The sequence below is a fragment of the Pseudomonas sp. NC02 genome (assembly GCF_002874965.1).
Taxonomy (GTDB): Bacteria; Pseudomonadota; Gammaproteobacteria; order Pseudomonadales; family Pseudomonadaceae; genus Aquipseudomonas.
The window spans coordinates 2998359-3021774 of sequence record NZ_CP025624.1 but is presented as its reverse complement, the minus strand read 5'-3'; the positions used below and the strand labels follow the sequence as shown (position 1 = coordinate 3021774).

Sequence of the window (23416 nt, the reverse complement as noted above, 5' to 3'; positions counted from 1 at the left end):
GCACGTGGGCGACCTTGCACAGAGCCTGAACGCCATGGATGACTTACCCTTTCTGTCCCACCTGTTGAAGAATATTTCTCCCTCCGCCCTGGACCTGATCAAGCACCAGGCATTGCGCCTCAAAGATGATCAAGTGCTGATCGCCGAACTGATCGCCGGTTTGATCAGACTGGTTGCCCAAGGCACCACCCCGGCAACCGAACCCATCTTGATCAGCGTGCCGGAAAATACCATGCTCGGTCGCTGGGTGCGGCTCTTCTGTGACGCCATCGGCCGCCCGGCCTTCCGTGAGTGGGCCTCACGCCATGACCTGGAACTGGCGAGCCTGGTGTTTCGGGGCGGCGATCTGCAGGCCACGATCCTGGAAGGCACGGTCAAAACACCGTACACCTTCACCCTGGACAAAGACTCTGATTGGTGGCGCGTCGCGAATCCGATCCTGGAGGTGGTGCAGATTATCGATACGGTCAACGCCGGCTTGCCATTCATGGAAAACCTCGTCGAACCTCATTCGAGGACACTGCCTCTGAACCTGGTATTGCCCTTCTATGGCTACCCGGTACCGACCAATCATTTGCAGGCTCAGGTGATTCTCGAAGAGATCCATACCCTCGACACGCTGCCCGGTGTCGATGAAAGCGGGCGGCTCAAATCCACCCTGCGCAAGCGCTTGACCGAGGAGCAGCGGGATTACCAACAACTGGCCGATGCGCTGCAGACGCTCCTGGAACAAAGTACAAACGGCAGCCCGCCTTTCGATTGGCTGCAGCTCTACCTGCAACGATGCACGCTGGACTCGGACTCAATGTTGTCGAGCACCTTAAAGTACGCGGCACAGCTGCTTTACGCCGTGACGCAGGGCGAAGAGTTCGCGAGCCTCAACCCTGCCAGTCAAGGCGCTGCCCCCACTTACCGCTATTCCGTCGACCAAAAAGTAGTGATCGCCGTGACCGACGGCCGCGAGGCCAATACCTCACCTCTGGATCGCTCCAACAACTCAGCGCTGAATCAGCAATGGGATGAGCTGGAGCGCCTGGCCAATCTCGCCCATACCGACATATTGCCGGACGCCAGCCTCAGCCTGGCCGCGCTGATGACGGCGTATCGGCTACCCCGTCCTGCCAGTGCAGGGGACGTTCAGGTCCTGGTAGAACAACTGCGCGCCACCAGCGCAGCGACGTTTCCCTATGTCAGCTCGGCCGCCCACTCGTTGGTGGCCGTCAGCAAACACATGCGCCATATCGCAGTCCTCAATGACCGTTACACCATGCAAGCAGCACTCAAGTCGATCACCCTCGATACGCAGCTCACTAGCACCCTGGACATGACGTTCAACCTGGCGGCTGACTCGCCCTTTGCCATGCTGGTGGACAAAGGGGCGCAACTGCTCGCAGGTTTGCGCCAGGAATCGGCCTTTCAACGCGTGAGCGCCACCCGCCAATTCAACCTTGCCCGGGTGTATGTACTGAACGCGGACGGCGAACTCAGTGGTTACGCGCTGGACGATGCGCCCAAGGTACTCACCCGTGCGGACACACCGCTTTCAAGCCTGACCTCGATGGCCGAACCCCTGTTGGAACTGGCCCGCCAATCCGGCGGGCGCATCAGCACCAATGGCCAGGTCAGCTTGCGCCAGTTACTCAACCTCTACCAGATGGCGCTACCGGCTACCCGTGACGAAGCCCATGCCACGGCACGCATCCTGCGCATCCCGACAACCAAACAGCCACGCCACGGCAACTACTGGCGGGCATTGCAGGTGATGCCACTGCTGGCGGCGCAACGCAAACAGGTGCTGCAGACCGTCGCCGCCTTCCTGCCCAACCAGGACGTAAAACTGTTCGACTACCTGAGCGAAACAATCGTCGGCGAAAAAAACCGTGACCAGGTGCGCGCCGAGGCTGATCTGCTGCTGCACCAACTATTGGCATCGCCCCCGGCCCAGGCACTGGCCGCGCGGCTATCGGAAACCGTGGGCTGGTACGGTGAACACGCCAGCGCTGCAAACACCCGTGCCAGCAGAAACGCACTGTTGTTTGCCGCACTGATTCTCAGCCTGGACGCGAATGCTGGTAAGCAGCGGGCCACTGTCGCCGGCTATGACCTGACCGATTCCTACAACTGGGGCCTGACCTTCCATGAAGTCCGTAACGCCGTAGAAGCCATGGTCCAGTTCAAGGTCCTGCGCACCAGCGCCGTACCCATGGCCGCGCACCTGTTGCTGGCGGGCATCGCCCCGGAATTCCTGGTGCGGGACATCCCTGATGAGGTGTCGTACATGAGTTCCCATACCTGGGTACATTTCAAGCAATACGTGGACCTGATCGAAGCTGAAACACCGGGTGCATCACGGGCCATGCGCTTCACCGACTTCATGGCGGTGATCTACTTCATCATGCCCTCCCGCCGGGTTCGCCGAGGCAGTCTGCCGATCGTCGACTGGGCCGTGGCCAACGGAGTACTGGCCAAAAACGTTGATGGGCACAGTACCACGCAGAAGAATCGCGCCATTGCCGCGTTGAACGAGCAGCTCAACCAGTTGCAGATCAGTTCCGAGTTGAAGAAGAACGGGCATACCAGCCTGTATGAGATAGCCTTGCAGGATCTTCAGCGGGTGTTTGCCGGTAGCACCGATCTGGAGCGAATGGTCATACAATGGCAGGCCAGGCCTGGTAACCGCTCGGAGCCGGATATCGCCGCCAATACCGCCGTTTCCCTGGTTCAGTTGCACATGGCAGGCAAGCTGACCAAAGGCACAACGCAATGGCGCTCGACCCTCAAGGACGTTGATTTCGCCAGCATGGCGTCACGGTTCGATGAGTTGGGGTCAATCCATTCCACTTTCGCGGCCGAGTTCGAGAAGCGCTACACGGCGGTGCGCGCCGCGCTGCTACAGTCGATCGTGTATTGGATGTCACAACTGCCCCTGCTTAGCCGTAAAGGCATGGAATATGGCAGCCTGGAATTCCATCGCCTGCAAACGTCACGCACCAGTGCTGGCGGGCAGACATCGGGCATCGGGAGATTCGGGGTGCTGGTGTTGTGCAGGTACGCCGGCGACAAGCGCTTCTACGAATTTCTCCCAAAGCAACTGAAGGTTGCCCCATTACCGGGCCTGACCCTGCAAATATTCGAACAGGCCCTGCGCACCGGCAATACCCAAGGCAGCCCGCTGCCGATCGATTGGTCAGCGTACGCGCGCGGCACCATTCCCAACGGGCAGCAACACGCGACGGTCATTGCCCAACGTTTTGCCGAGCTGCCTGCCGTCTATGGGCCGGGCCCTGTGGTACCCAACACCTTCACCTCGCCACGCAGCCTGGCCATTGCCAGCATCGTGATTGACCAGCACTTGCTGGTAGGCGCCGATGAGGCGCGAGCGGCGGCGAAGCAACCCCTTTCCCTGGCAGACGCCATCAACGGCGTAGATCCGCGGATCGGTTTCCTGCGCAGAATGGAACCCGAAACCATGAAATGAAACGTTGCAGGCCTATTTCTGTGTAATCATTCACTGCATTGATTCCCGGTGAGACTTGTAGTGATGCGATCGCCCCTCGAACCGACTGCCCCGTCCTTCTGGCGCGACGAACGCCTGCCGTTCATTGAGGCTCGCACCATCGCCGACGGGCGGAAGGTCTGCTACACCCGCCACGCCCACGAGCACTTTTCCATCGGCGCGATCACGGCCGGGCAGAGCCTGTACATCCATGGGGCATCGACCTTCAAGATCAGCACCGGCACCGTGGTCTTGATGAATCCCGGGGATGTCCACGCCTGCAACCCCATTGATGATCTGCCCTGGTCCTATCACATGCTGTATATCGATACGGCCTGGCTGACCGACCTGCAGCACCAGTTGGGTTTCAGCAAGGACCAGGATTTTCGACCGTTCACCGCCACCCACACCACGGATGTCGCGCTGTACCGCGGGCTGAACGAGCTGTATGAGGTGCTGGTGGACAACCACGCCGAACACCTGCACAAGCAGAGTGCGGTGGTGAGTTTTTTCACCGAGGTGCAACAACGCCTCAACCCGTCGGAGACCCCGGTGCGCGAGGTCAATCACAAGCTGGAGCGGGCCGCCGACTATATCCGCGAACATTGCACCGAGGCCCTGAAGCTCGAAGACATTTGCCAGGCGGCTGAACTGTCGCCGTCGTACCTGATTCGTGCGTTCAAGCAGTATTACGGCATGACGCCCCACGCATTCCTGGTCAATCGCCGTATTCAGTTTGCCCGCACCCAGTTGCGCAGCGGCCAGTTGATCGCCGACGTCGCACTGGCGGCCGGCTTTTCTGATCAGGCGCATTTCCAGCGCACGTTCAAACAGCACCTGGCGGCGACGCCCGGGCAATATCGCGGCTGAATCAGGCCAGCAGCAGATACCCCACGCTGGCCACCAACAAGGCGGCCATCGAGCGATTGAACAGGCGCATGCCCTGGGGGTTGCTCAGGTAGCGGCGCAGGAACGTCCCGGCGTACGCCCAGCACGCCACCGACAGGTAGCAGATCACCAGGTAGATCGTCGCAAACAGCCAGACTTGCTGCGCATCACCATCGGCGACAAACAGCCCCATGCCTGCCACACACGCCAGCCAGGCCTTGGGGTTGAGCCATTGCATGATCGCCCCATAGAGCATCGACGGCGCCGCGGCCGTGCCTTCAGCGTCCAGGCGCCCATCGTCCACTGCCAGCTTCCAGGCCATGTACAACAGGAACGCCACCCCGCCCCATTGAATCAGTTGGGTCAGCAGCGGCCAGCGCACCAGCACCTCATGCAGCCCCAGGCCGATCAACACCAGCAGCAAGGTGAATCCCAACGCGGCTCCAGCCACGTGCTTTTGACTGGCGGCAAACCCAAAGCGCGCCCCCGAACTGATGGCCACCACATTCACCGGTCCCGGCGTGATGGAAGTGGCCAAAGCGAAAGCGGCCATGGAAATGATCAAGCTCATTGCAATTCCTTTTTGTTGTGCGGGTATGAGCTGAACCTTAAGGAGAAGATGGATCGCGGTATTGAAGAAAATGCCCCTGCCGGGAATGACCGAAAAAACCATCAGTTGAAACCCTTAGCCCACCCGCTGCAAAAGACAAATTTATTCCATTGATATAACTGTATTTTTCTCTTTCCAAACGGCGTTTTTGATAGGAAAAAATGCGTGTTTCCCAAGGTAGGCACGGTGCTAGAGTCGAGCGCACATCTGGCCGGATGACCTCAACCTGCTCACAAAAAAGGAATCGCCATGTCACGTCGCTTATGGGCAGCTGCCTGCCTGCTGCTGTCCTTCTCCGGGGTTCAGGCCGCGGAACGCTGGGAAACCCTTCCGCCCACCCCGGCACCGATTGCGGGGGCCAAAACCGGCTATGCCGCCGTCAACGGCATCAAGGTCTACTACACCAAGACCGGGCATGGTTCGCCGGTGATCCTGCTGCACGGTGGCCTGTCCAATTCCGATTACTGGGGCAACCAGGTCAAGGCGCTGGCCGCCAAACACACGGTCATCAGCCTCGACAGCCGTGGCCACGGGCGCAGTTCCCGGGACGAGAACCCCTTCGGTTACGACTTGATGGCCGATGATGTGGTCGCCGTACTCGACAGCCTGAAAATCCCCCGCGCCGATATCGTCGGCTGGAGCGACGGCGCAATCATCGGTATTGATCTCGCCCTGCGCCACCCCGACCGTATCGGCAAGGTGTTCGCCTTTGCCGCCAACACCCAGACGTCCGGGGTCAAGGATGGCGTAGAGAAAAACCCGACCTTCGCCGCCTTCATCGAACGCGCCGGCCAGGAGTACGCCAGGCACTCGCCGACGCCAAAAGAGTACGACGCCTTCGTCGAGCAGATCAGCCATATGTGGGCCAGCCAACCCAACTGGACCGACGCGCAACTGGCGTCCATCAAGACTCCGATCCTGATTGTCGACGGCGACCACGATGAGGCGATCAAGCGAGAACACACCGAATACATCGCGGCGACCATTCCGGGAGCGGGCCTGCTGATTCTGCCGAACACCAGCCACTTCGCATTCCTGCAGGACCCGACGCTGTTCAATGCCGCGCTGCTGGACTTCCTGGACAGCAAATAGCCCCGCCTACTCTCCTGTCATCCGCTCCAGGCTGTTGCTCAAGTGCAACAGCATGGCGGCCCGGGCCGCGTCCGGGTCCTGGCGGCGGATGGCTTTCAGGATCGCCTCGTGCTCAAGGTTCGCCAGGCGCCCCAGCTCCATCAGGTCCGCGTCGCCGCGTTCCTCGGCATTGATCCGGGTGCGTGGGATTACCGAGTGGCCCAGGTGATAAATCACGTCGGTGAAATAGGTATTGCCAGTGGCCTGGGCGATCAGGCGATGGAAGCGCACGTCAGGCTCAACGGCACTGTCGTTGTTGGCCAGCGAGTCCTGGTAATCATCCAGTGCCTGGCGCATCTGCTGCAGTTGTTCATCGGTACGGCGCAAGGCCGCCAGGGCGGCTGCCTGGGTTTCCAGGCCCATGCGCAGTTCAAGAATGCCGCGCACGCTGGCGGCGGTGTCGTGGGTCAGGTGCAGGCCGTGGCGCTCGTCGCGCTCCAGCACAAAGGTGCCGACACCGTGGCGGGTTTCCACCAGCCCGGCGGCCTGCAATTTGGAAAGCGCTTCGCGCACCACCGTGCGACTGACGCCGTACTCGCCCACGATAGCGGACTCGGATGGCAGCTTCTCACCCGGCGCCATCTGTCCCAGGAGAATCTGCTGGGTCAACGCGGTGACGATGTCGTGGGCAAGGCCCGGGGAGCGCTTGCGATGAGGTGCCGAGCTGGGGTTTTGCATCAGGAATTCCGTTCTGGGGCGCCTGGCAATACTAGCATTCTTAGACGAGCCAACTTGTATGACAACAAACAAATACCTGTAGGAGCGAGCCTGCCCGCGAAAAAACCCGTCGCAGTGCAAACATTGCACCACACCGCGTAATCGTTGACGATTTTCGCGAGCAAGCTCGCTCCTACAGAGGGTTGCCATCTCTGAAAATGCAGTTGTATGATGTCTATCAAGTTGTCAGACATCTCCGGCAACCCAAATACGTCCCCGCACAACAATAATCAGTGGGAGTTTGACCTCGTGACCCCTTCCAGCCCTGCGACAGCTGCGCCTGCCACCGACCCGGTCCTGGCCCGCGCGATCAAGAAGGTGAAGAGCCATGTGCTCCCACTGTTCGTGATCATGTTCATCGTCAACTACATCGACCGCGTCAACATCGGCTTTGTGCGTACCCATATGGAGCACGACCTGGGCATTGGTGCGGCCGCCTACGGCTTCGGCGCCGGGTTGTTTTTCATCGGCTACGCGCTGTTCGAAGTGCCGTCCAACATGCTCCTGCAAAAAGTCGGCGCGCGCATCTGGCTGACCCGCATCATGTTCACCTGGGGCATCACCGCCACATTGATGGCCTTTATCCAGAACGAAACCCACTTCTACATCCTGCGCTTTCTGCTGGGCGTGGCCGAAGCCGGCTTCTTTCCCGGGGTGATCTACTACTTCACCCGCTGGCTGCCCGGCGTCGAACGCGGCAAGGCGATTGCAATCTTCCTCAGCGGCTCGGCCCTCGCCTCGCTGATCTCCGGCCCCTTGTCCGGCGTGCTGCTGCAAATCACCGGGCTGGGCCTGCATGGCTGGCAGTGGATGTACATCATCGAAGGCATGGCGTCGGTGCTGCTGTGCTTTTTCGTGTGGTTCTGGCTGGACTCCAAACCCCACGACGCCAAGTGGCTCAGCCTTGAAGAAAAGGATGCGCTGGTGGGCGAGATCGACCGCGAACAGCGCGAGCGTGACGCCGCCACCACGGTCAAGCCGACCCTGGGCAAGCTGCTCAAGGACCGTCAGATCATGCTGTTCTGCGCCCTGTACTTCTGCATCCAACTGACGATCTATGCCGCCACTTTCTGGTTGCCGAGCATCATTAAAAAGATGGGCGACCTGAGCGACATCCAGGTGGGTTTCTACAACTCCATCCCGTGGTTGATCTCGATCATCGCGATGTACGCCTTCGCGGCACTGGCGGGCAAATTCAAGTTCCAGCAAGCCTGGGTCGCTGCGGCACTGTTGATCGCCGCCGTGGGCATGTTCCTCTCCACTACCGGCGGGCCGATCTTTGCCTTTATCGCCATCTGCTTCGCGGCGATCGGCTTCAAGTCGGCGTCCTCGCTGTTCTGGCCGATTCCCCAGGGTTACCTGGATGCACGCATCGCCGCAGCGGTGATCGCATTGATCAACTCCATCGGCAACCTCGGCGGGTTTGTCGCGCCCACCACCTTTGGTTTCCTGGAACAGACCACCGGCTCGATCCAGGGCGGTTTGTATGGCCTGGCGGGCACTTCGATCCTTGCGGCCATCCTGGTGTTTTTCGCCAGGACACTGCCCGGCCCGACCACCAGCAGCGTGCTGCAACCCGCCCCCGTCTTGAGCAAATAAGGACTACACGATGAACACAGAACACCAGCACCACGCCAACAGCGCCCCGGTCGTTACCGGCCTGCAAGTCATCCCGGTGGCCGGCCACGACAGCATGCTGCTCAACCTCAGCGGTGCCCACGGGCCGTTTTTCACGCGCAACATCGTGATCCTTACCGACAGCGCCGGCCGTACCGGCGTCGGTGAGGTACCCGGCGGCGAACGCATCCGCGAGACCCTGGAAGACGCCCGCAGCCTGGTGATCGGCAAGCCCATCGGCCAGTACCAGAGCATTCTCAATGCCATGCGCCAGACCTTCGCCGCGCGGGATTCGGCGGGCCGGGGTTTGCAGACGTTTGACCTGCGCATCACCATCCATGCCGTCACGGCGATGGAAGCGGCACTCCTGGATTTGCTCGGCCAGTTCCTCGAAGTCCCGGTGGCGGCCCTTCTCGGCGAAGGCCAGCAGCGCGACGCGGTGAAGATGCTCGGCTACCTGTTCTACATCGGTGATCGCCAGCAGACCGACCTGGCCTATCGCAGTGAAGACGATGCCGAAGACTGGTTCCGCCTGCGTCATGAACAGGCCATGACGCCCGAAGCCATCGTGCGTCTGGCAGAGGCGGCCAAGGCGCAATACGGCTTCAATGACTTCAAGCTCAAAGGCGGCGTACTGCGCGGCGGCGACGAAATCGAGGCGGTGACTGCACTGGCCGAACGCTTCCCCGATGCGCGCATCACCCTGGACCCCAACGGCGCCTGGTCACTGAAAGAAGCCATCGCCCTGTGCCGCGACCAGCATCATGTGCTGGCCTATGCCGAAGACCCTTGCGGCGCGGAAAACGGTTACTCCGGGCGCGAAGTCATGGCCGAATTCCGCCGTGCCACCGGGCTGCCCACCGCCACCAACATGATCGCCACCGACTGGCGTGAAATGGGGCATGCGATCCAGTTGCAGTCCGTGGATATTCCCCTGGCCGACCCGCACTTCTGGACCATGCAGGGCTCGGTGCGCGTGGCGCAGATGTGCCACGAATGGGGCCTGACCTGGGGCTCGCACTCCAATAATCACTTCGACATTTCCCTGGCGATGTTCACCCAGGTGGCCGCCGCCGCGCCGGGGGAAATCACGGCCATCGACACCCACTGGATCTGGCAGGACGGCCAGCGGTTGACCAAGGCTCCGCTGAAGATTGTCGACGGCCACATCAAGGTGCCGGCCAAACCGGGCCTGGGCGTGGACATCGACATGGACGCCGTGGCCCACGCCCATGAACTGTACAAAGGCATGGGCCTGGGTGCGCGCAATGACAGCGTGGCGATGCAGTTCATGATTCCGGGCTGGACGTTCGATAACAAGCGGCCGTGCCTGGTGCGCTGACCTCAGTTGAAGATCATCGAAAAGTGCGCGCCCACCCCGGCGCGCACACCCTCGCCGACCGCCAGCGCCACCGAGCCGCCGGCCAGGTTGGCATCGCCGCAGGCAAACACACCGGGCACGGTGGTCTGGCGCGTCTCGTTGGTCAGCAGGTAGGGCCCGGTCGGCCCTTCGACAAACTCACAGCCCAACTGCTCGGCCAATGGGCTGGCCATGCGCGTACGGGACAGGGTGAAAATACCGTCCAGCGCGATCATCCGCCCGTCTGCCAATTCCACATCCGCCCGCTCACCGACAATCCGCCGCACCGCCGAGCTTTCGACGCTGACCCCGCGCCGATCCAGTTGCGCCTGCTGCTCGGCATCCGGCACAAATGCGCCGTTGGTAAAGAGCGTGGTGGTGCCCCAGTCCGGCAGCAGCATCGCGTGATGCATGGCCAGCGGCGACGTCGCCAGCACGCCGATGCGGCCTTGATCCAGTTCATAGCCGTGGCAATACGGGCAATGGAACACATGCTTGCCCCAGCGCTCCTTCAACCCCTCGACCTCGGGTAACTCATCCACCACGCCGGTAGCGAGAATCAAGCGTTTAGCGTTGAACTCACCCTTGCAACGGGTTCGCACCACGAAGCCATCCTGGTTTCGAGTCGCTTCAACGGCGGTGTCCTGCACCCAGGTCACCGTCGGATATTCCATCAACTGCCCTCGCCCTTCGGCAGCGATCAGCTCCGGCGGCTGGCCATCCTGGCTGAGGAAACCGTGGGACGTGGCCGCAAACCGGTTGCGCCGCTGCCCGGCGTCAACCACCAGCACCTTGCGCCGAGCCCGCGCCAGTTGCAGCCCGGCAGACATTCCGGCGTAGCTGCCGCCGACGATAATAACGTCGTAAACCATGAAGATGACCTCTCTGGTGGCCCTTGCATCGGTTGCCGGGCACTCACGACACACCATAAGTTACATAAAAATACCTCGTCAAGTGTCTCGCAACTCCAATCGTTACGAACGATACTTTCGGGCAGGAACTCCAGAGGCTTGCAGATGAGAAACGACACCCGGCTTTCGCGCATGCTCCATGTGCTGATCCACATGGGCCGCCACGAGGAACGCGCCACCTCGGAGACCATCGCGCAGATGCTTGGTACCAACGCGGTGGTGGTACGCCGCACCCTGGGCCTGCTCAAGGAGAAAGGTTATGTGCGTTCGGAAAAAGGCCATCAGGGCGGCTGGATGCTGGGCAAGCCGCTGAGTGAAATCACCCTGCTGGACATCCACAATGCCCTTGGCACGTCGTCGATCTTTGCCGTCGGCCTGTCCACCGATCATCCGCAATGCCTGGTGGAACAGGCCGTCAATGCGGCGCTGAACCAGGCGTTTGACGATGCCCAGGCGTTGCTGCTGCAGCGTTTGGGAGAGGTGACGCTGGCACAGTTGGCGGATGATTTTGACGAGCGCTATCGGGTGGCGATAACGCCCGCACCCTGTGCGTGATGCACGCGACGCCCTAAGCGCCACCCACCGAGCGCCACGCTGCCTCGGCCAGGGTTTCCCGGTACACCCGAGGGCTGCTGGCCGAGCGCCCGGCCAGCCAGGCACGGCAGTAGCTGTCGGCCTGGCCAATGATCAGTGATGGCAAGAGTTCGGCGGGCACCTGGCTGAGCTGATCACCCCGTCCAGGCAGCACCATCCATTCCTTCAGCAACGCGTTGCGCGCCTGGTTGCGGCTTTCCAGTTCAGCGGCGAACGGGCCCTTGGTCACCGCGAAATGCGCGTGGTACTGGAAGCGCGCCCACTGCGGTTCGCTGTCCACCCAATCGACATAGCTGTGGACCAGTGCGTACACCCCCTCCTTCGCCGTTTTGGCCGATTCAAGGTAGCGCCCACGCAATTCGGCCTGATCCTCCAGCGCGGTAAAAAACAGCGCGGCGACCAGGCCTTCCTTGTTGCCGAAGTGATGATAAATGGCGCCGACGCTGGTATCGCAGCGCGCGCGGATCATCTCGATGGTGGTGGCTTCAAGGCCCTGCTCGTTGAACAGGTCCAGGGCTGCCTTGAAGATATCGCGCTTCAATTCGGCCCTTCGGCCAGGGAAGCAACGCTGAAGCAGATCCGGGGTTTGCATGCTGAACAGGAACTCAGTCAGTGAAGAAGAACAAGCCCGGGCAGCTTGACAGATTTCCCATGGGCAGAATACTGTTCCGTTACAGAACATTATTCTGTAACGGAACAATATTCCGTAAAATTCATTTAATCAGCGAGGCAGCACCATGAGTCAGGCCCTGAGCATGTTCAACAGCGTTGGCCCCGAAGCGTTCAGCAAACTGGCGTGCCAGATGGCGCCCTACTTCAGCACCATCAATCCGTTGATGACCCAGTTGCGTCCGGGGTTTGCCTCGGTGGAAGTGCCGTTCAGCAAGGCCATCACCAACCACCTGGGCACGGTGCATGCCATTGCCATGTGCAACGCTGCGGAGTTGGCGGCGGGTACCATGACGGACGTTTCCGTGCCGGCGGGTGCGCGGTGGATTCCCAAGGGGATGACGGTGGAGTATCTGGCCAAGGCCAAGAGCAGCGTGACGGCGACGGCCAATGGCGAAGGTATCGACTGGCAAACGGCGGGTGACAAGGTGGTGCCGGTGGAGATGCTGGATGCGGAGGGGAAATTGGTGTTTACCGCGCGGATTATCATGAATGTGAAATTGGGGTGATGGGGTTGGGGGCATATCCGTTGCTGCGGTTATGGCCGCTATTGGGTTGCGCTCTCACAGCGGCCTACCAGCCGGCTTGAGTGGGGTGAAGCAACCGCAAAATCAAAGGCGGACACGGTCCAAATGTGGGAGCGGGCTTGCTCGCGAAGGTCGTTAACGATGACGTGGGTATCCTGATTCAACGTGGCGCTCTCAGGTTTTTCGCGAGCAAGCCCGCTCCCACATAAAGCGGCGGAGGCAGCTCCCTTTACTTACTTTGGGCTGGGCCGGCATTCCGGCTTTTGCAAAGTGACTCGCTGTAAGAGCGAAACCATAAGTCGCCGTTACCTGAATAACGGATATACCTCCCCAAAAAGCTACCCCCCACAATTCCCACCAATCACCTCCCCCGCAAACGCCTTACGCACAAACGGCGTCGAGTCCACGAGCGAACCATTGACCGTAGCGGAGTGATCCAGCTCAGGATAAAAATGCCATTCAATCCGGTCCCCGACCTTGCACGCATCCCTGACCAGCGCCTTTTGCCCCGGCACAAACACATCCTGATCCCGCCCCCCCGTACCGACAAAAACCGGAATATCCGTCTTCAACGTCGGATACGCCGACTCACGATAAACCTTGTCGAGCGCCTCTTTCGGCGACCGCTTGAAACTGTCATTGAAGCTGAGCCCATCAGCCATCACCCGCTGCTCAATGGCATGCAAACAATCCCGCCGGCTGCTCTCAAACGCAGGCACTGCACGCTCGCTCAAGTAATCCGCAGCCACAAACCCAGGGTCAAACAACGTGACAGTACTCAGCCGCAGCAAGTTATAGGCAAAGGTCGGCACCACCGAACTGCGGGCCTTTTCCAACTCGGCACTGCCTCCCGTTTTATGGGTGGCCGCGTAAGGCGTACCGGTCGCCACCACCCCCACGATATCCAACTCGGGCGCATAGTCTTTCGCATAGACCGCCGTGGCAAACGCAGCACGGCCACCCTGTGACTGCCCAAACACCACCACACGTTTGGAGAGTTCGAAACCACCCGCCCCTACCGCGCGAATGCTGTCGAGCACCCCATAGGCCAGCGGGCTGGTCAAACCATACGGATGCAGGCCAGGCGTCCCAAGCCCCTGGTAATCGGTAGCGACAATCGCGTAGCCCTGAGCCAGCCAATAATTGAGATAGCGCGTATCCCGCGGGCTGCGACCGGCGAACGACGGCGCGCAGATATCGGCACTCCCCACCGTGCCGTGGGCCCACGCCATCAGCGGCCAGCCACCCGGCGGCGGTGTGCCCTTGGGCAGGAACAGCGCACCGGAAACGACAATCCGTTTATGGGTATCGAGACCGTCGGTGGACGTGTACAGGATGCGAATATTCTGCCCCGCCTCGGCCAGGCTTTGCTGATCGGTCAACGGTTCGCTGCGCAGCATCCGCCCGGGTGACGCGGGCACCTTGTCCGCCCAGGTATAGAACGCGGGAACACCACCATCACCGACGGGTGTTTGCGCAGCGCTCACACCACTGTATCCCGCCAGCAACACCGCCAGCGCAAGCGATAACCGACGCGACATCACCAGCCCTCTTTCAACATCCGCAATTCAAGGTACTGCAACAACATGATGGTCTTGCCGTCGACGATCTCGGCACTGTCCACCATGGCCAGGGCCTCCTCGAATCCCAACTCCAGCACTTCGATATCCTCACCTTCATCCTCCAGCCCGCCGCCATCACTGACTCGGTCGCCAGGCTGATATTCGCCGATGAAAAAGTGAATGCGCTCGGTCACCGAGCCCGGGCTCATGAAGGCCGAATAGATCTTTTCTACATGGCCCACACGGTAGCCCGTCTCTTCTTCCGCCTCCAGGCGAATGCGTTCCTCGGGGCTGGCGTTGTCCAGCAGGCCGGCGGCAGACTCGATCAGGTAACCGTGGTAGCCGTTAACGTAGGTAGGCATGCGGAACTGGCGAATCAGCAACACCGTGCGCCGCTCGCGGTTGTACAGCAGGATCGTCGCGCCATTGCCCCGGTCATAGATCTCCCGGGTCTGGGACTGCCAACTGCCGTCGCGGCGGCGCAGGTCAAAGGTGTACTTTTTCAGCACATACCAATTATCCGAGAGCAGTTCTTCGGCGTGGATGCGGACGGGACTGTTTTCCATGGCAGGACCTTTTTGTCTTGTGTTATTCAGCATGTCGTGCAAAATCGTGCACAGTCAAGAAAAAACGTGCAGGAAGCTTCCGATGCTGACCCAACAACGTAAACAACACCTGCTGGATACGCTGCGCCGCGACGGCCGGCTGATTGCCAAGGAGTTGAGCCAGGCACTGGAGGTTTCCGAGGACACGATTCGGCGTGACCTGCGGGAAATGGCCAAGGAAGGTTTGCTGCTGCGGGTGCACGGCGGCGCCTTGCCGGCATCCCCCGCGATGGCTGATTTTTCGGTACGGGAACACTTGGTACCCGAGGAAAAAATCGCCATTGGCCGGACGGCTGCACAACTTGTGCAGCCCGGCCAGGTGGTGTTTATCGATGGCGGTACCACGTGCCTGCAACTGGCCCATCACTTGCCGGCGGACCTGAATGCCACCGTGGTCACCCACAGTCCGTCGATTGCCATGGCCCTGGTGGATCATCCGCAGATTGAAGTGATCATGCTCGGCGGGCGGCTGTTTCGCCACTCACTGGTGGGGGTGGGGGCGGCCACGCTGGAGGCCATCGGCCGGGTCAATGCCGACCTGTATTTCATGGGGGTGTGCAGCGTGCACCCGAATGCCGGCCTGTCTACCGGCGATTATGAAGAGGCAGTGGTCAAGCGCGCGTTGTGTCACGCGGCCGCAGAAACCATCGTGCTGGCCACCTCGGAAAAGCTCAACACCGCGTCGCCCTACCAGGTGGTGGAGCTGGCACACGTCAGCGCGATCGTCGCATTGGCCAGTACGCCGCGTGCCCTGCTGCAACCCTATGAAGCTCAGGGCCTGACGCTTTACCTGGCGTGACCGTCAACAGTCCTTGATGGCTTGCCATGACGCGGCGACTTGCGCAGCGTCCGAGGCGTTGACCCGCGCCAGGTCAACCGGATACTCGACCCCCGGATTTTCCGCGAACCGCGTGGCGGTGAACTGGCCGTTGCTGGCACGCAGGATATAGCCGCTGTCCTGGCACGCTGCCGAAGCCAGGAAGATTACCCCAGGCGTGACCCATTCCGGCTTGAGGTTGTGCGGCTCGCCGGTCACGCCCCACATGCGGGTCTTGGCCACGGGCGAGATGGCATTGACCAGGATCCCGGCCTCCGCCCCTTCCCCGCTCAAGGCATTCATGATCCCCAGTTGCGCCATCTTACCCGCGCTGTAGGCCGCCAGGCCGGGCTGGACGTAGCGCGTGTACATCGCACGGTCGGAGGTGGTCAGCACAATGCGGGGTGAGGCAGATCGCGTGAGGTGCTGCCACGCGTGTTTGCACAGCCAGATCGGTGCATAGACATTGACGCCCATGGCCCGCCGGATGAAAGCCTCGTCGGCGGCCTCGATGGGCTGATAGCCGACCCAGCCAGCATTGTGGATCAGGATATCGAGCTGCCCGAAATGCGTGATGGCGCACTCGATCAGCGCTCGACACCCCGCTTCGCCGGACAGGTCACCCGCGTGGCCAACCACCCGCAGGCCTTCACCCTGCAGCGCCAGCGCGGCCGCCTGTACCACCTGGGGATCAGCCCCATCGCCGAGGGTGTCGGCACCGATATCACTGATTACCACCTGCGCGCCGAGTCGCGCCAACTCGCGCGCATAGCTGAACCCCAAGCCACGGGCGGCACCGGTCACGATTGCGGTTTTACCTGTAAAGTCCATCGTCGCGTTCTCCTGATAGGCACTCCACCCTAACAACCCGTGGTCGTCCTGTTTAATACTGAAAAACAGCGATATTGATACCTGCGCCGTATCAAGTCCCACACCGCCATCTACCTGAAGGAACAGCCCAGATGATCGAAACCCGCCTGTTGCGCCAGTTCGTTGCCGTTGCCGAAGCGCTGCACTTTCACCAGGCCGCAGAGCGCCTGCATATGGCGCAGCCAGCGTTGAGCCAGGCGATCAATCGCCTGGAGGCAAAGTTGGGGTTTGCCCTGCTGCAGCGTGACCGTCGTGGCGTGAAGCTGCTGCCAGCCGGGGCGGCGTTTCTTCAGACGGCCTACACCGTCCTCGGGCAATTGCAGCAAGGCATTGAGCAAGCCCGGCAGGTGTCCCAGGGAACCGCCGGCACGCTCACCATCACCTCGGTGTCGATCACCGGCTATCCGTGGTTGCTGGATACCCTCAGGCAGTTTCGCCTGGCGTTCCCCAGGGTTCAGTTGGTGATCAAGGAAATGCCCTCCGCCAACCAGGCCAAGGCCTTGTTGAGTGGTGATACCGATATCGCTTTTTTGCGCTACCTGCCAGGCCAGGCAGATAACATCGAATCCCGGCTGCTGCTGGATGAACCGATCCTGCTGGCGCTGCCCGCAGACCATCCGAATGCGGATGACGTCGCTATCGAGCTGAAGGACTTTGCCGGCGCCGATTTTGTGTTCACGCCCCAGGCATTGGGCAGTGGCTATCACCACCAGTTGATCGCTTTATGCGAGGCCGCGGGCTTCTCTCCAAGGGTGGTCCAGGAAGCCGATCAATTACCCACCCTGATTGGCCTGGTGGCGTGCGGGTTTGGTGTGGCGCTGGTGCCGCAGTCCATTGCCCGTTCGATGCCCCGTGGCAAAGTGGCGTTTGTGCCCCTCACCGCCGCGTCCTCCAGCATCGGGCTCTACCTCAACTGGAACACCAGCAATTCTTCCCCCTTGGCCGGTCACTTCTTTTCTGTGCTGGATGAGGCGATGTAATACTTTGCAAGCAATGTCCGGTGACGACCGTCTGAATATTTCCTGCGCGGCCAGGGCATCTGTTAAAACCCGTGCTTCGCCTGTGTCCTGGAACCTTCATGTCTTCACGTTTTCTGTCCCGTCTCGGCCTGCGCTGGTTTCCCCTGCTGTGCATGGCCGCCCTGATCATCGGCCTGCCCGTGGGTTGCGCCGTGCTGCAACACAAGGAACGCGAGTTGCTGTTTCGCGTGGAGCCGGGCACTGCCAGCTGGTACAGCGGGTTGCCGCGTGATGTGCAGGAATTCGACCTGAAACCCGCGAGTTTCAAGGCAGGACAGAATATTCATGGCTGGTGGTGGCCAGCGGCACAGAAGGACGCGCCGGCAATTCTCTACCTGCACGGCGTGCGCTGGAACCTCACTGGCCAACTGTTTCGCATCGAACAGCTGCGGGCCCTGGGCTTTTCCGTACTGGCCATCGACTACCGCGGCTTCGGCCAGAGTCGAGGCGACCTGCCGTCGGAAACCAGCGTGTACGAAGACGCGCGCATTGCCTGGGAACGCTTCCAGGTGCTGCAACCCGACCCCGCCAAGCGCCTCATCTACGGGCACTCCCTGGGTGGCGCGGTGGCCATCGACCTCGCGGTGGAACTGGGCAAGCAGGCAGCGAACAATCAGGTGCCGCCGCCAGTGCGCGGACTGGTCATCGAGTCCACCTTTACCTCCCTGGCAGATGTGGCCACGGCAGTAGCCAATACGTCATTGCCGGTGCGCTGGCTGCTGTCGCAGAAGTTCGATTCCATTGACAAGATCGCTGATATCCACATGCCGCTGCTGGTGGTTCACGGGCTCGCCGATGCCTTCGTGCCACCGCGCTTCAGCCAGCAACTGTTTGACGCCGCCCAACAGCCGAAACACCTGTTGCTGGTACCCGGTGCCACTCATAACGACAGCATGCGACTGGCCGGCAGCAGTTATCGCCAGGCGTTGGACAGCCTGATGCAATCGAAGCGCGCCACTCAGGTTGCCGGGCCCTCCACCGGGCGCCCAAACGACTCGTAAATCTGCATTTCGGCACCGGTTTCGCCGGTGCCTGTCAAGGCGCAAAGCCTGCCCATACTGGCCATAAACAGTGACTGATCAAATATTAACCGCAGGTTAAATCGCCATACCCGCCGGGCTCAAGCGAAGTTATCCACAGAGATACCCACGGTTTTCGTGGACAACTCTTTTTACTTTTTTACGATTTTTTTGCTCAGTAATGCCCTGTTGGAAAGCTTGGCGGCAGCAAAATCTCCTGCATCACCTCGCGAATCGAAACCATCGGATTTGGTACCGGACCGGGTGTGGTTTTTCCATGGTGCTCAGCTCACTCGGCAGGGCATCACCGACACCCCAACCCATTGCGTTTGCGCCTAATGCTGATTAATCTCGCATAAACACGCATCAACGAGCAAAAACATGCATAACAGCCATGCTGCCATCGACCTGCCCTCCCTGCGCAAACAGAAAATCCTGTTGCTGCTGGAGCGCGACGGTAAAGTCACTGCCTCGGAGTTGGTGGAGCATTTCGCCGTTTCCCAGGACACCATTCGCCGCGACCTTGGCGAACTCGCCTCCGCCGGTCTGCTGCAACGCGTGCATGGAGGTGCGCTGCCACGGCCCAAGGACACCGGCAAGGATTTCTTCACCCGGTTTGGCGAAACCACCGCGACCAAACGCCACCTGGCGCAACTCGCCGCCGATCGCGTGGAGGACGGCCAGATCGTGCTGTTCGACTCCGGTACCACCACGCTGCAAATCGCCCAGTCACTACCGCATTCCATCAAGCTGACCGCCGTCACGCACTCACCGATGATTGCCATCGCGTTGTCCGAACATCCCAATGTGACGGTGATCCTTGCCGGTGGCCAACTCAACCCGGTGACCATGGCCGCCAGCGGGCATGAAGCATTGCGGCTGATCCAGGGCATCAAGGCCGACCTGCTGTTCACGGGTGTGTGCGCACTGCATCCACAGGTCGGTATCAGCTCGTTGCACTTCGAGGAAGTGGCGGTGAAACAGGCTATGCTCGACAGCGCCTCCCACGTGGTGGCAGTCACCCTGGCCGATAAGCTGGGCGCCGTGGAGCCATTTGTGGTGGCACCGTGCAGCCGCATTCATACCCTGATTACCGAGTGGCACGTGCCGCCGGGCAGCGTCGAGGCTTATGAATGCCTGGGGCTGGAGGTGATGCAAGTGGATGCCTGAGGGGCGAGCATCGCTTGGAGGGCAAGCGCATCGACCAGCGCATGACCGCTGGCCGTATTATCGAAAATACACCAGGTCGGAATGCCCTCCTCCAGGGAGGCTCTCAATACCTCGGTCAGCGCGCACAAACGCTCGGTTTCGTAAGCGCTGTGATAGATACGCGGCGAACCATGCAGGCGCCAATAACGCACGCCTTGCCAACCTTTCGGTACATCCCCATAAGCGATCACCGGCGGGTCGGCGGCGACCCGTCCTATCTGGTAATCCTGCAAAAGCCCGCCGGCCTGCGCCCAACTGGCGTGTCGCGGCTCCAGCACCACAGGCCCAGGGAAGCGTTGACGCAAGGCTGTGAAAAAGCCGCCGGCAATGATCGGGTCGTAGCTTAAAGAAGGCGGCAATTGCACCAGCAGACAGCCCAGGCGGTCGCCCAATTGCAGGCACTGTGCAAGGAACTCATCCAATGCCGTATCGCAGTCACGCAGACGTAATTCATGGGTGATGTACCGTGGCAGCTTGACCGAAAAACCAAAGCCCGACGGCACTGACTGCGCCCATCGTTCGTAGGTCTGCGGGCGATGGGGGCGGTAGAAGGAACTGTTGATTTCAACCGCATTCAAGCACGCGGCATAACGTTGCAGATGAGTGCCCTGCCGGGGAAATCTTGGCCATTGCTCACGAGGCAGGCTCCAACCGGCACAACCGAGAAAAATCGGCATCAGAACAACACCGACGCCGCATCCCTCATGAAAATCTCCACCGTCTTCGGCCCGACGCCCTCGAACGCATTCAAGCGTTTTTCAAACTCCCCACGGTCGGCACTGGCATCGTGGATATGGCTGATCTTGCCCGCGTACTCCGCATTCAACTTGCTGCTGAGGTCGAGCAGGCGTTGCGCGGTGCTTTCGTCGTAACGCACGTAATGCGCCTCACCGAGCATGGCCACCAGTTCGCGAGAGGTGCAGTGTTGCAGTTTGCGCGGGGTGTCCCGGCCATGCTTCACCACAATCACCTGATAGGCCTGCGCCGCGATCTGCGCCTGAATGCGCTTGCCCATCAGGAAGCTGGCGACAAACCACTTGAACAGTGCGTTGTCATCACCGGGCTTGAGCTCAATACCCAGTTCCCCGGCGCTGATGGATCGCCCCATGAATGCCTCCGTTCTTCACCGACCCAGCTTGCGCTCGGCCTTGGCGGCTTGCTCGTTGATCTGCTCGGTTTGCCGTTGTGTGTCCTTGATGGACGTCGGCGTGATCACCTTATCGATGGTTTCTGTCTTGGGATTGGGACGCTGTAAAGAGCTGTCCTGGTCGGCAGCCTGGCGACCTTTCTGCGCCTGTTCAGAGCTGATCGCATCAGGGGTTTTGTCGGCGGTTTTTTCAGTGCCCATGGGGATTCTCCTGCGGTTCAAAGGCCAGGCTCCAGCGCGGAGCCGTTATGCAGCAGAGCCCAAGGCTTTTCGATAGTTCAAGGAAATTGCCTCGGGTGTACGCGCCGAAAAATGGGGCAAATTAATTTAAACCTTTTGCGCTGCCCCCCGCTCAACAGTCAGGTAACGGCATCGCGCCACTCTTCAGGAGAAGCATCATGAAGCACTTGCTGATGAAACAAATGGGACTGACCTTCGCGCTGGCCGCGGGCTCGATGGGTGTGGCCATGGCCGCCACTTCCAATGACTTCGTTGAGGCCGCGGCCCAGGGCGGCATCACCGAAGTAGAAGCCGGCAAACTGGCGCTGGAAAAGAGCGGTGCCGCTGATATCAAGGCGTTTGCCCAGCACATGATCACCGACCACACCAAGGCCAACCAGGAGCTGACGGCCCTGGCGACGAAGCTCGACATCAAGGTGCCCGACGATGCCAGCCTCACCGACAAGGCCAAGAAAATGATCCTGGAAATCCGTGAAGAGTCCTTTGACAAGGCTTACGCCGACAACCAGGTAAAGGCCCACGAAGACACCGTGGCCCTGTTCAAAAAAGAAGCCGCCTCCTCGGATAACGCCGAACTGAAGGCTTTTGCCGAGAAGATCCTGCCGACTCTCGAAACCCATCTGAAGATGGCCAAGGAGTTGCAGTCCCAGCACGCCAATTAATCATTGACCCACTCAGGAGACACTCGACCATGAGTTCGCAACTGCACGGCAAGAAGATTCTGATCATCACCTCCAACACCGGTATCGAGCGCGACGAGTTGCTCAAGCCGCTGGAAGCCCTGCGTGGTTTCGGCGCCACGGTGACCCACGGTTCCAGCAAAGGTGGCAGCACCCAGACCTTTCTCAAGGACACCGAGAAAGACAGGACGGTAGAGTCCGACGCCAAGCTCTCGGACCTGCACGGCAGTGACTTCGATGCACTGGTCATCCCCGGGGGCACCGTCAATGCCGACACCCTGCGCCAGGACGCCGATGCACTGCGGCTGATCAACGACTTCGTCAAGGCCGGGAAAACCGTAGCCGCCATCTGCCATGGCCCTTGGGCCCTGATTGATGCCGGCGTGATCGGCGGCAAGACCCTCACCTCCTACAAAAGCGTGCGCACTGACCTGGTCAATGCCGGCGCAGCAAACTGGGTGGATACGCAGGTGAAGGAATGCCCGGCCAATGGCTGGACTCTGATTACCTCGCGCACGCCCGACGACTTGCCGGCGTTCAATGAGGCCATTGCCAAGACACTGGCGGCTTGACGCCCGCCAATGCAAACAGGCGCCCTCGGGCGCCTGTTTTTTTTCGATTCTGTCTTAGCCTTTGCCATGCTCAGTGGCATGTGTCGCCCGGTTCACACCCTTGGGTCCAAACAGCGCCCAGAGGATCAGCCCCAACAGCGGCATGAAGATCAGTACCACCAGCCATAACCCCTTGGTCTCCCAGCCACTGCCACTGCGCAGAACGCTGTTGATCGCCCACAGTTCCAGCAGCACCAGAATCACCGCCAAGCCAATCCAGACATATTCGATTTGCATGATTCATCCTCCTGAGGTCGTATGCGTTAGGTCAAGCAACGCGCCCGAGGGTTCATTAAAATTGCAACGGATGGCTCTCGCCCAACGGTTGCGGCACACGGGCCGTAACCTTCTAGACTCAAATGGACACTACCTTTTACCCCTCGGAGGCCCGGGATGACCGAGCACATCATCCACTTTCACTGCCAGATCGATCAGGGCACCACCGAGCGCTTTCGTGATTGCTGCCTGGACGCGATCGAGCAAGGCGCCAGTTCGTTGCTGTTGAACCTGTCGACCACCGGCGGCAGCACCAATTTCGGTTTTACCCTCTACACCTTCCTCAAGTCCCTGCCGGTGCCGCTGTGTGCGATCAATGCGGGCAATATCGAGTCCATGGGCATCATCATGTTCCTGGCGGCAAACCGCCGGATCACCACGCCACACTCGCGCTTCCTGATTCATCCGATGAACTGGTACTTCAACCAGAACTCGGTAGACCACCAGCGCCTGCGGGAATACCTGTCGAGCCTGGACAACGACCTGGCGCGCTACGTGAAAATCTACGAACTGGAAACCGCCAGCGCCGAAACCCACCTGGATATTTTCAAGTGCCTCTCGGCCGAGGAAAAAGTCATCGCCGCCCACGAGTCACTGGCCTACGGGATTGCCCATGAGGTCGAGCAGATCGTGTTTGCCGACGACATCAAGCACTGGAAAGTCAGCGGCGGCTAAGCATTGTTTAATGCATGCAAGCCACCACTCGACCGTGCAACCTGCACGACCAGAGCCGCTTTTTATCACACATAACCTATTGTTTTATAAGCAGATAATTATTTTGTTCAACTTGGTACAACTCATGCTGTAGAGGTCTGCACAGGCGGGCAATTCGACCCGCCCT

At 60.4% G+C, this 23416-nt stretch carries 25 protein-coding genes; 14 read left to right on the top strand and 11 right to left on the bottom strand.

What is annotated here, in order from left to right; all coding sequences use genetic code 11:
* Positions 1-34: 34 nt before the first annotated feature.
* Positions 35-3478: a hypothetical protein gene (locus tag C0058_RS14350; RefSeq protein WP_102368869.1), complete on the top strand. Its 3444-nt coding sequence runs from the start codon at positions 35-37 to the stop codon at positions 3476-3478.
* Between the two features lie 63 nt (positions 3479-3541).
* On the top strand, positions 3542-4366 hold the full coding sequence (locus C0058_RS14345; RefSeq protein ID WP_003207444.1) for an AraC family transcriptional regulator: 825 nt from the start codon (positions 3542-3544) through the stop codon (positions 4364-4366).
* Position 4367: 1 nt separating this feature from the next.
* On the opposite strand, the gene C0058_RS14340 is transcribed toward C0058_RS14345, so the two are convergent.
* The gene (locus tag C0058_RS14340; protein ID WP_003207442.1) at positions 4368-4955 is read right to left on the bottom strand and encodes a LysE family translocator; all 588 of its coding nucleotides are present in this window, start codon (positions 4953-4955) and stop codon (positions 4368-4370) included.
* 288 nt (positions 4956-5243) lie between these two features.
* On the opposite strand from C0058_RS14340, the gene C0058_RS14335 reads away from it, so the two are divergent.
* Positions 5244-6086, top strand: a complete 843-nt coding sequence (locus tag C0058_RS14335) for an alpha/beta fold hydrolase (protein ID WP_102368868.1) — start codon at positions 5244-5246, stop codon at positions 6084-6086.
* A 6-nt stretch (positions 6087-6092) separates the two neighbouring features.
* On the opposite strand, the gene C0058_RS14330 is transcribed toward C0058_RS14335, so the two are convergent.
* Positions 6093-6803 (bottom strand): FadR/GntR family transcriptional regulator, encoded by a 711-nt coding sequence (locus tag C0058_RS14330; protein WP_008435219.1) that lies wholly within the window; start codon positions 6801-6803, stop codon positions 6093-6095.
* Between the two features lie 288 nt (positions 6804-7091).
* On the opposite strand from C0058_RS14330, the gene C0058_RS14325 reads away from it, so the two are divergent.
* Together C0058_RS14325 and gudD are read left to right on the top strand one after the other, a co-directional pair.
* Positions 7092-8441 (top strand): MFS transporter, encoded by a 1350-nt coding sequence (locus C0058_RS14325; RefSeq protein ID WP_008435222.1) that lies wholly within the window; start codon positions 7092-7094, stop codon positions 8439-8441.
* 10 nt (positions 8442-8451) lie between these two features.
* Positions 8452-9801 carry a glucarate dehydratase gene (gene gudD / locus C0058_RS14320; RefSeq protein ID WP_003207434.1) on the top strand — a complete coding sequence of 450 codons (1350 nt, stop codon included), beginning with the start codon at positions 8452-8454 and terminating at the stop codon, positions 9799-9801.
* A 2-nt stretch (positions 9802-9803) separates the two neighbouring features.
* Here gudD and C0058_RS14315 read toward each other — a convergent pair whose 3' ends face one another.
* The gene (locus C0058_RS14315) at positions 9804-10691 is read right to left on the bottom strand and encodes an NAD(P)/FAD-dependent oxidoreductase (RefSeq protein WP_102368867.1); all 888 of its coding nucleotides are present in this window, start codon (positions 10689-10691) and stop codon (positions 9804-9806) included.
* Positions 10692-10835: 144 nt separating this feature from the next.
* Here C0058_RS14315 and C0058_RS14310 point away from each other — a divergent pair, with 144 nt between their 5' ends.
* Entirely contained in the window at positions 10836-11285 is a 450-nt protein-coding gene (locus C0058_RS14310; RefSeq protein WP_008435227.1) for an Rrf2 family transcriptional regulator, read from the top strand.
* 13 nt (positions 11286-11298) lie between these two features.
* Here the strand turns inward: C0058_RS14310 and C0058_RS14305 are convergent, their stop codons facing one another.
* Positions 11299-11916, bottom strand: coding sequence for a TetR/AcrR family transcriptional regulator (locus tag C0058_RS14305; RefSeq protein ID WP_032899370.1), 618 nt, complete (start codon positions 11914-11916; stop codon positions 11299-11301).
* A 145-nt stretch (positions 11917-12061) separates the two neighbouring features.
* On the opposite strand from C0058_RS14305, the gene C0058_RS14300 reads away from it, so the two are divergent.
* A complete protein-coding gene (locus tag C0058_RS14300; RefSeq protein WP_008435232.1) occupies positions 12062-12502 on the top strand; it encodes a hotdog fold domain-containing protein in 441 nt (146 codons plus the stop codon).
* 356 nt (positions 12503-12858) lie between these two features.
* Here C0058_RS14300 and C0058_RS14295 read toward each other — a convergent pair whose 3' ends face one another.
* A complete protein-coding gene (locus C0058_RS14295; RefSeq protein WP_218274259.1) occupies positions 12859-14061 on the bottom strand; it encodes a lipase family protein in 1203 nt (400 codons plus the stop codon).
* Positions 14061-14648, bottom strand: coding sequence for a GDP-mannose pyrophosphatase NudK (nudK, locus tag C0058_RS14290; RefSeq protein WP_087692406.1), 588 nt, complete (start codon positions 14646-14648; stop codon positions 14061-14063). Before nudK ends, C0058_RS14295 begins: the two co-directional genes overlap by 1 nt.
* A gap of 82 nt (positions 14649-14730) precedes the next feature.
* On the opposite strand from nudK, the gene C0058_RS14285 reads away from it, so the two are divergent.
* Positions 14731-15486: a DeoR/GlpR family DNA-binding transcription regulator gene (locus C0058_RS14285; protein WP_003207418.1), complete on the top strand. Its 756-nt coding sequence runs from the start codon at positions 14731-14733 to the stop codon at positions 15484-15486.
* 3 nt (positions 15487-15489) lie between these two features.
* On the opposite strand, the gene C0058_RS14280 is transcribed toward C0058_RS14285, so the two are convergent.
* Positions 15490-16335 (bottom strand): SDR family NAD(P)-dependent oxidoreductase, encoded by an 846-nt coding sequence (locus tag C0058_RS14280; RefSeq protein ID WP_102368866.1) that lies wholly within the window; start codon positions 16333-16335, stop codon positions 15490-15492.
* Positions 16336-16466: 131 nt separating this feature from the next.
* Between C0058_RS14280 and C0058_RS14275 the strand changes: the two genes are divergently transcribed.
* From C0058_RS14275 to C0058_RS14265, 3 genes are all read left to right on the top strand, one after another.
* Positions 16467-17354, top strand: coding sequence for a LysR family transcriptional regulator (locus tag C0058_RS14275; protein WP_102368865.1), 888 nt, complete (start codon positions 16467-16469; stop codon positions 17352-17354).
* A 98-nt stretch (positions 17355-17452) separates the two neighbouring features.
* A complete protein-coding gene (locus C0058_RS14270) occupies positions 17453-18394 on the top strand; it encodes an alpha/beta hydrolase (RefSeq protein ID WP_003207412.1) in 942 nt (313 codons plus the stop codon).
* A 399-nt stretch (positions 18395-18793) separates the two neighbouring features.
* A complete protein-coding gene (locus C0058_RS14265) occupies positions 18794-19582 on the top strand; it encodes a DeoR/GlpR family DNA-binding transcription regulator (protein WP_102368864.1) in 789 nt (262 codons plus the stop codon).
* On the opposite strand, the gene C0058_RS14260 is transcribed toward C0058_RS14265, so the two are convergent.
* Genes C0058_RS14260 through C0058_RS14250 form a run of 3 tightly spaced genes read right to left on the bottom strand, consistent with a single transcriptional unit; the run spans position 19540 to position 20969 of the window.
* Complete coding sequence (locus tag C0058_RS14260) at positions 19540-20298, bottom strand: DUF72 domain-containing protein (RefSeq protein WP_102368863.1); 759 nt, start codon at positions 20296-20298, stop codon at positions 19540-19542. The two genes, C0058_RS14265 and C0058_RS14260, sit on opposite strands and share 43 nt — an antisense overlap.
* Positions 20298-20729, bottom strand: a complete 432-nt coding sequence (locus C0058_RS14255) for a hypothetical protein (protein WP_008435015.1) — start codon at positions 20727-20729, stop codon at positions 20298-20300. Before C0058_RS14255 ends, C0058_RS14260 begins: the two co-directional genes overlap by 1 nt.
* Before the next feature lie 15 nt (positions 20730-20744).
* A complete protein-coding gene (locus C0058_RS14250) occupies positions 20745-20969 on the bottom strand; it encodes a hypothetical protein (RefSeq protein ID WP_102368862.1) in 225 nt (74 codons plus the stop codon).
* A gap of 197 nt (positions 20970-21166) precedes the next feature.
* On the opposite strand from C0058_RS14250, the gene C0058_RS14245 reads away from it, so the two are divergent.
* Complete coding sequence (locus tag C0058_RS14245; RefSeq protein WP_102368861.1) at positions 21167-21670, top strand: DUF4142 domain-containing protein; 504 nt, start codon at positions 21167-21169, stop codon at positions 21668-21670.
* 29 nt (positions 21671-21699) lie between these two features.
* Positions 21700-22260, top strand: coding sequence for a type 1 glutamine amidotransferase domain-containing protein (locus C0058_RS14240; protein WP_003207402.1), 561 nt, complete (start codon positions 21700-21702; stop codon positions 22258-22260).
* 54 nt (positions 22261-22314) lie between these two features.
* Here the strand turns inward: C0058_RS14240 and C0058_RS14235 are convergent, their stop codons facing one another.
* Entirely contained in the window at positions 22315-22536 is a 222-nt protein-coding gene (locus tag C0058_RS14235; RefSeq protein ID WP_003207401.1) for a PLD nuclease N-terminal domain-containing protein, read from the bottom strand.
* Positions 22537-22692: 156 nt separating this feature from the next.
* Here C0058_RS14235 and C0058_RS14230 point away from each other — a divergent pair, with 156 nt between their 5' ends.
* The gene (locus C0058_RS14230) at positions 22693-23250 is read left to right on the top strand and encodes an ATP-dependent Clp protease proteolytic subunit (protein ID WP_102368860.1); all 558 of its coding nucleotides are present in this window, start codon (positions 22693-22695) and stop codon (positions 23248-23250) included.
* Positions 23251-23416: the final 166 nt, after the last annotated feature.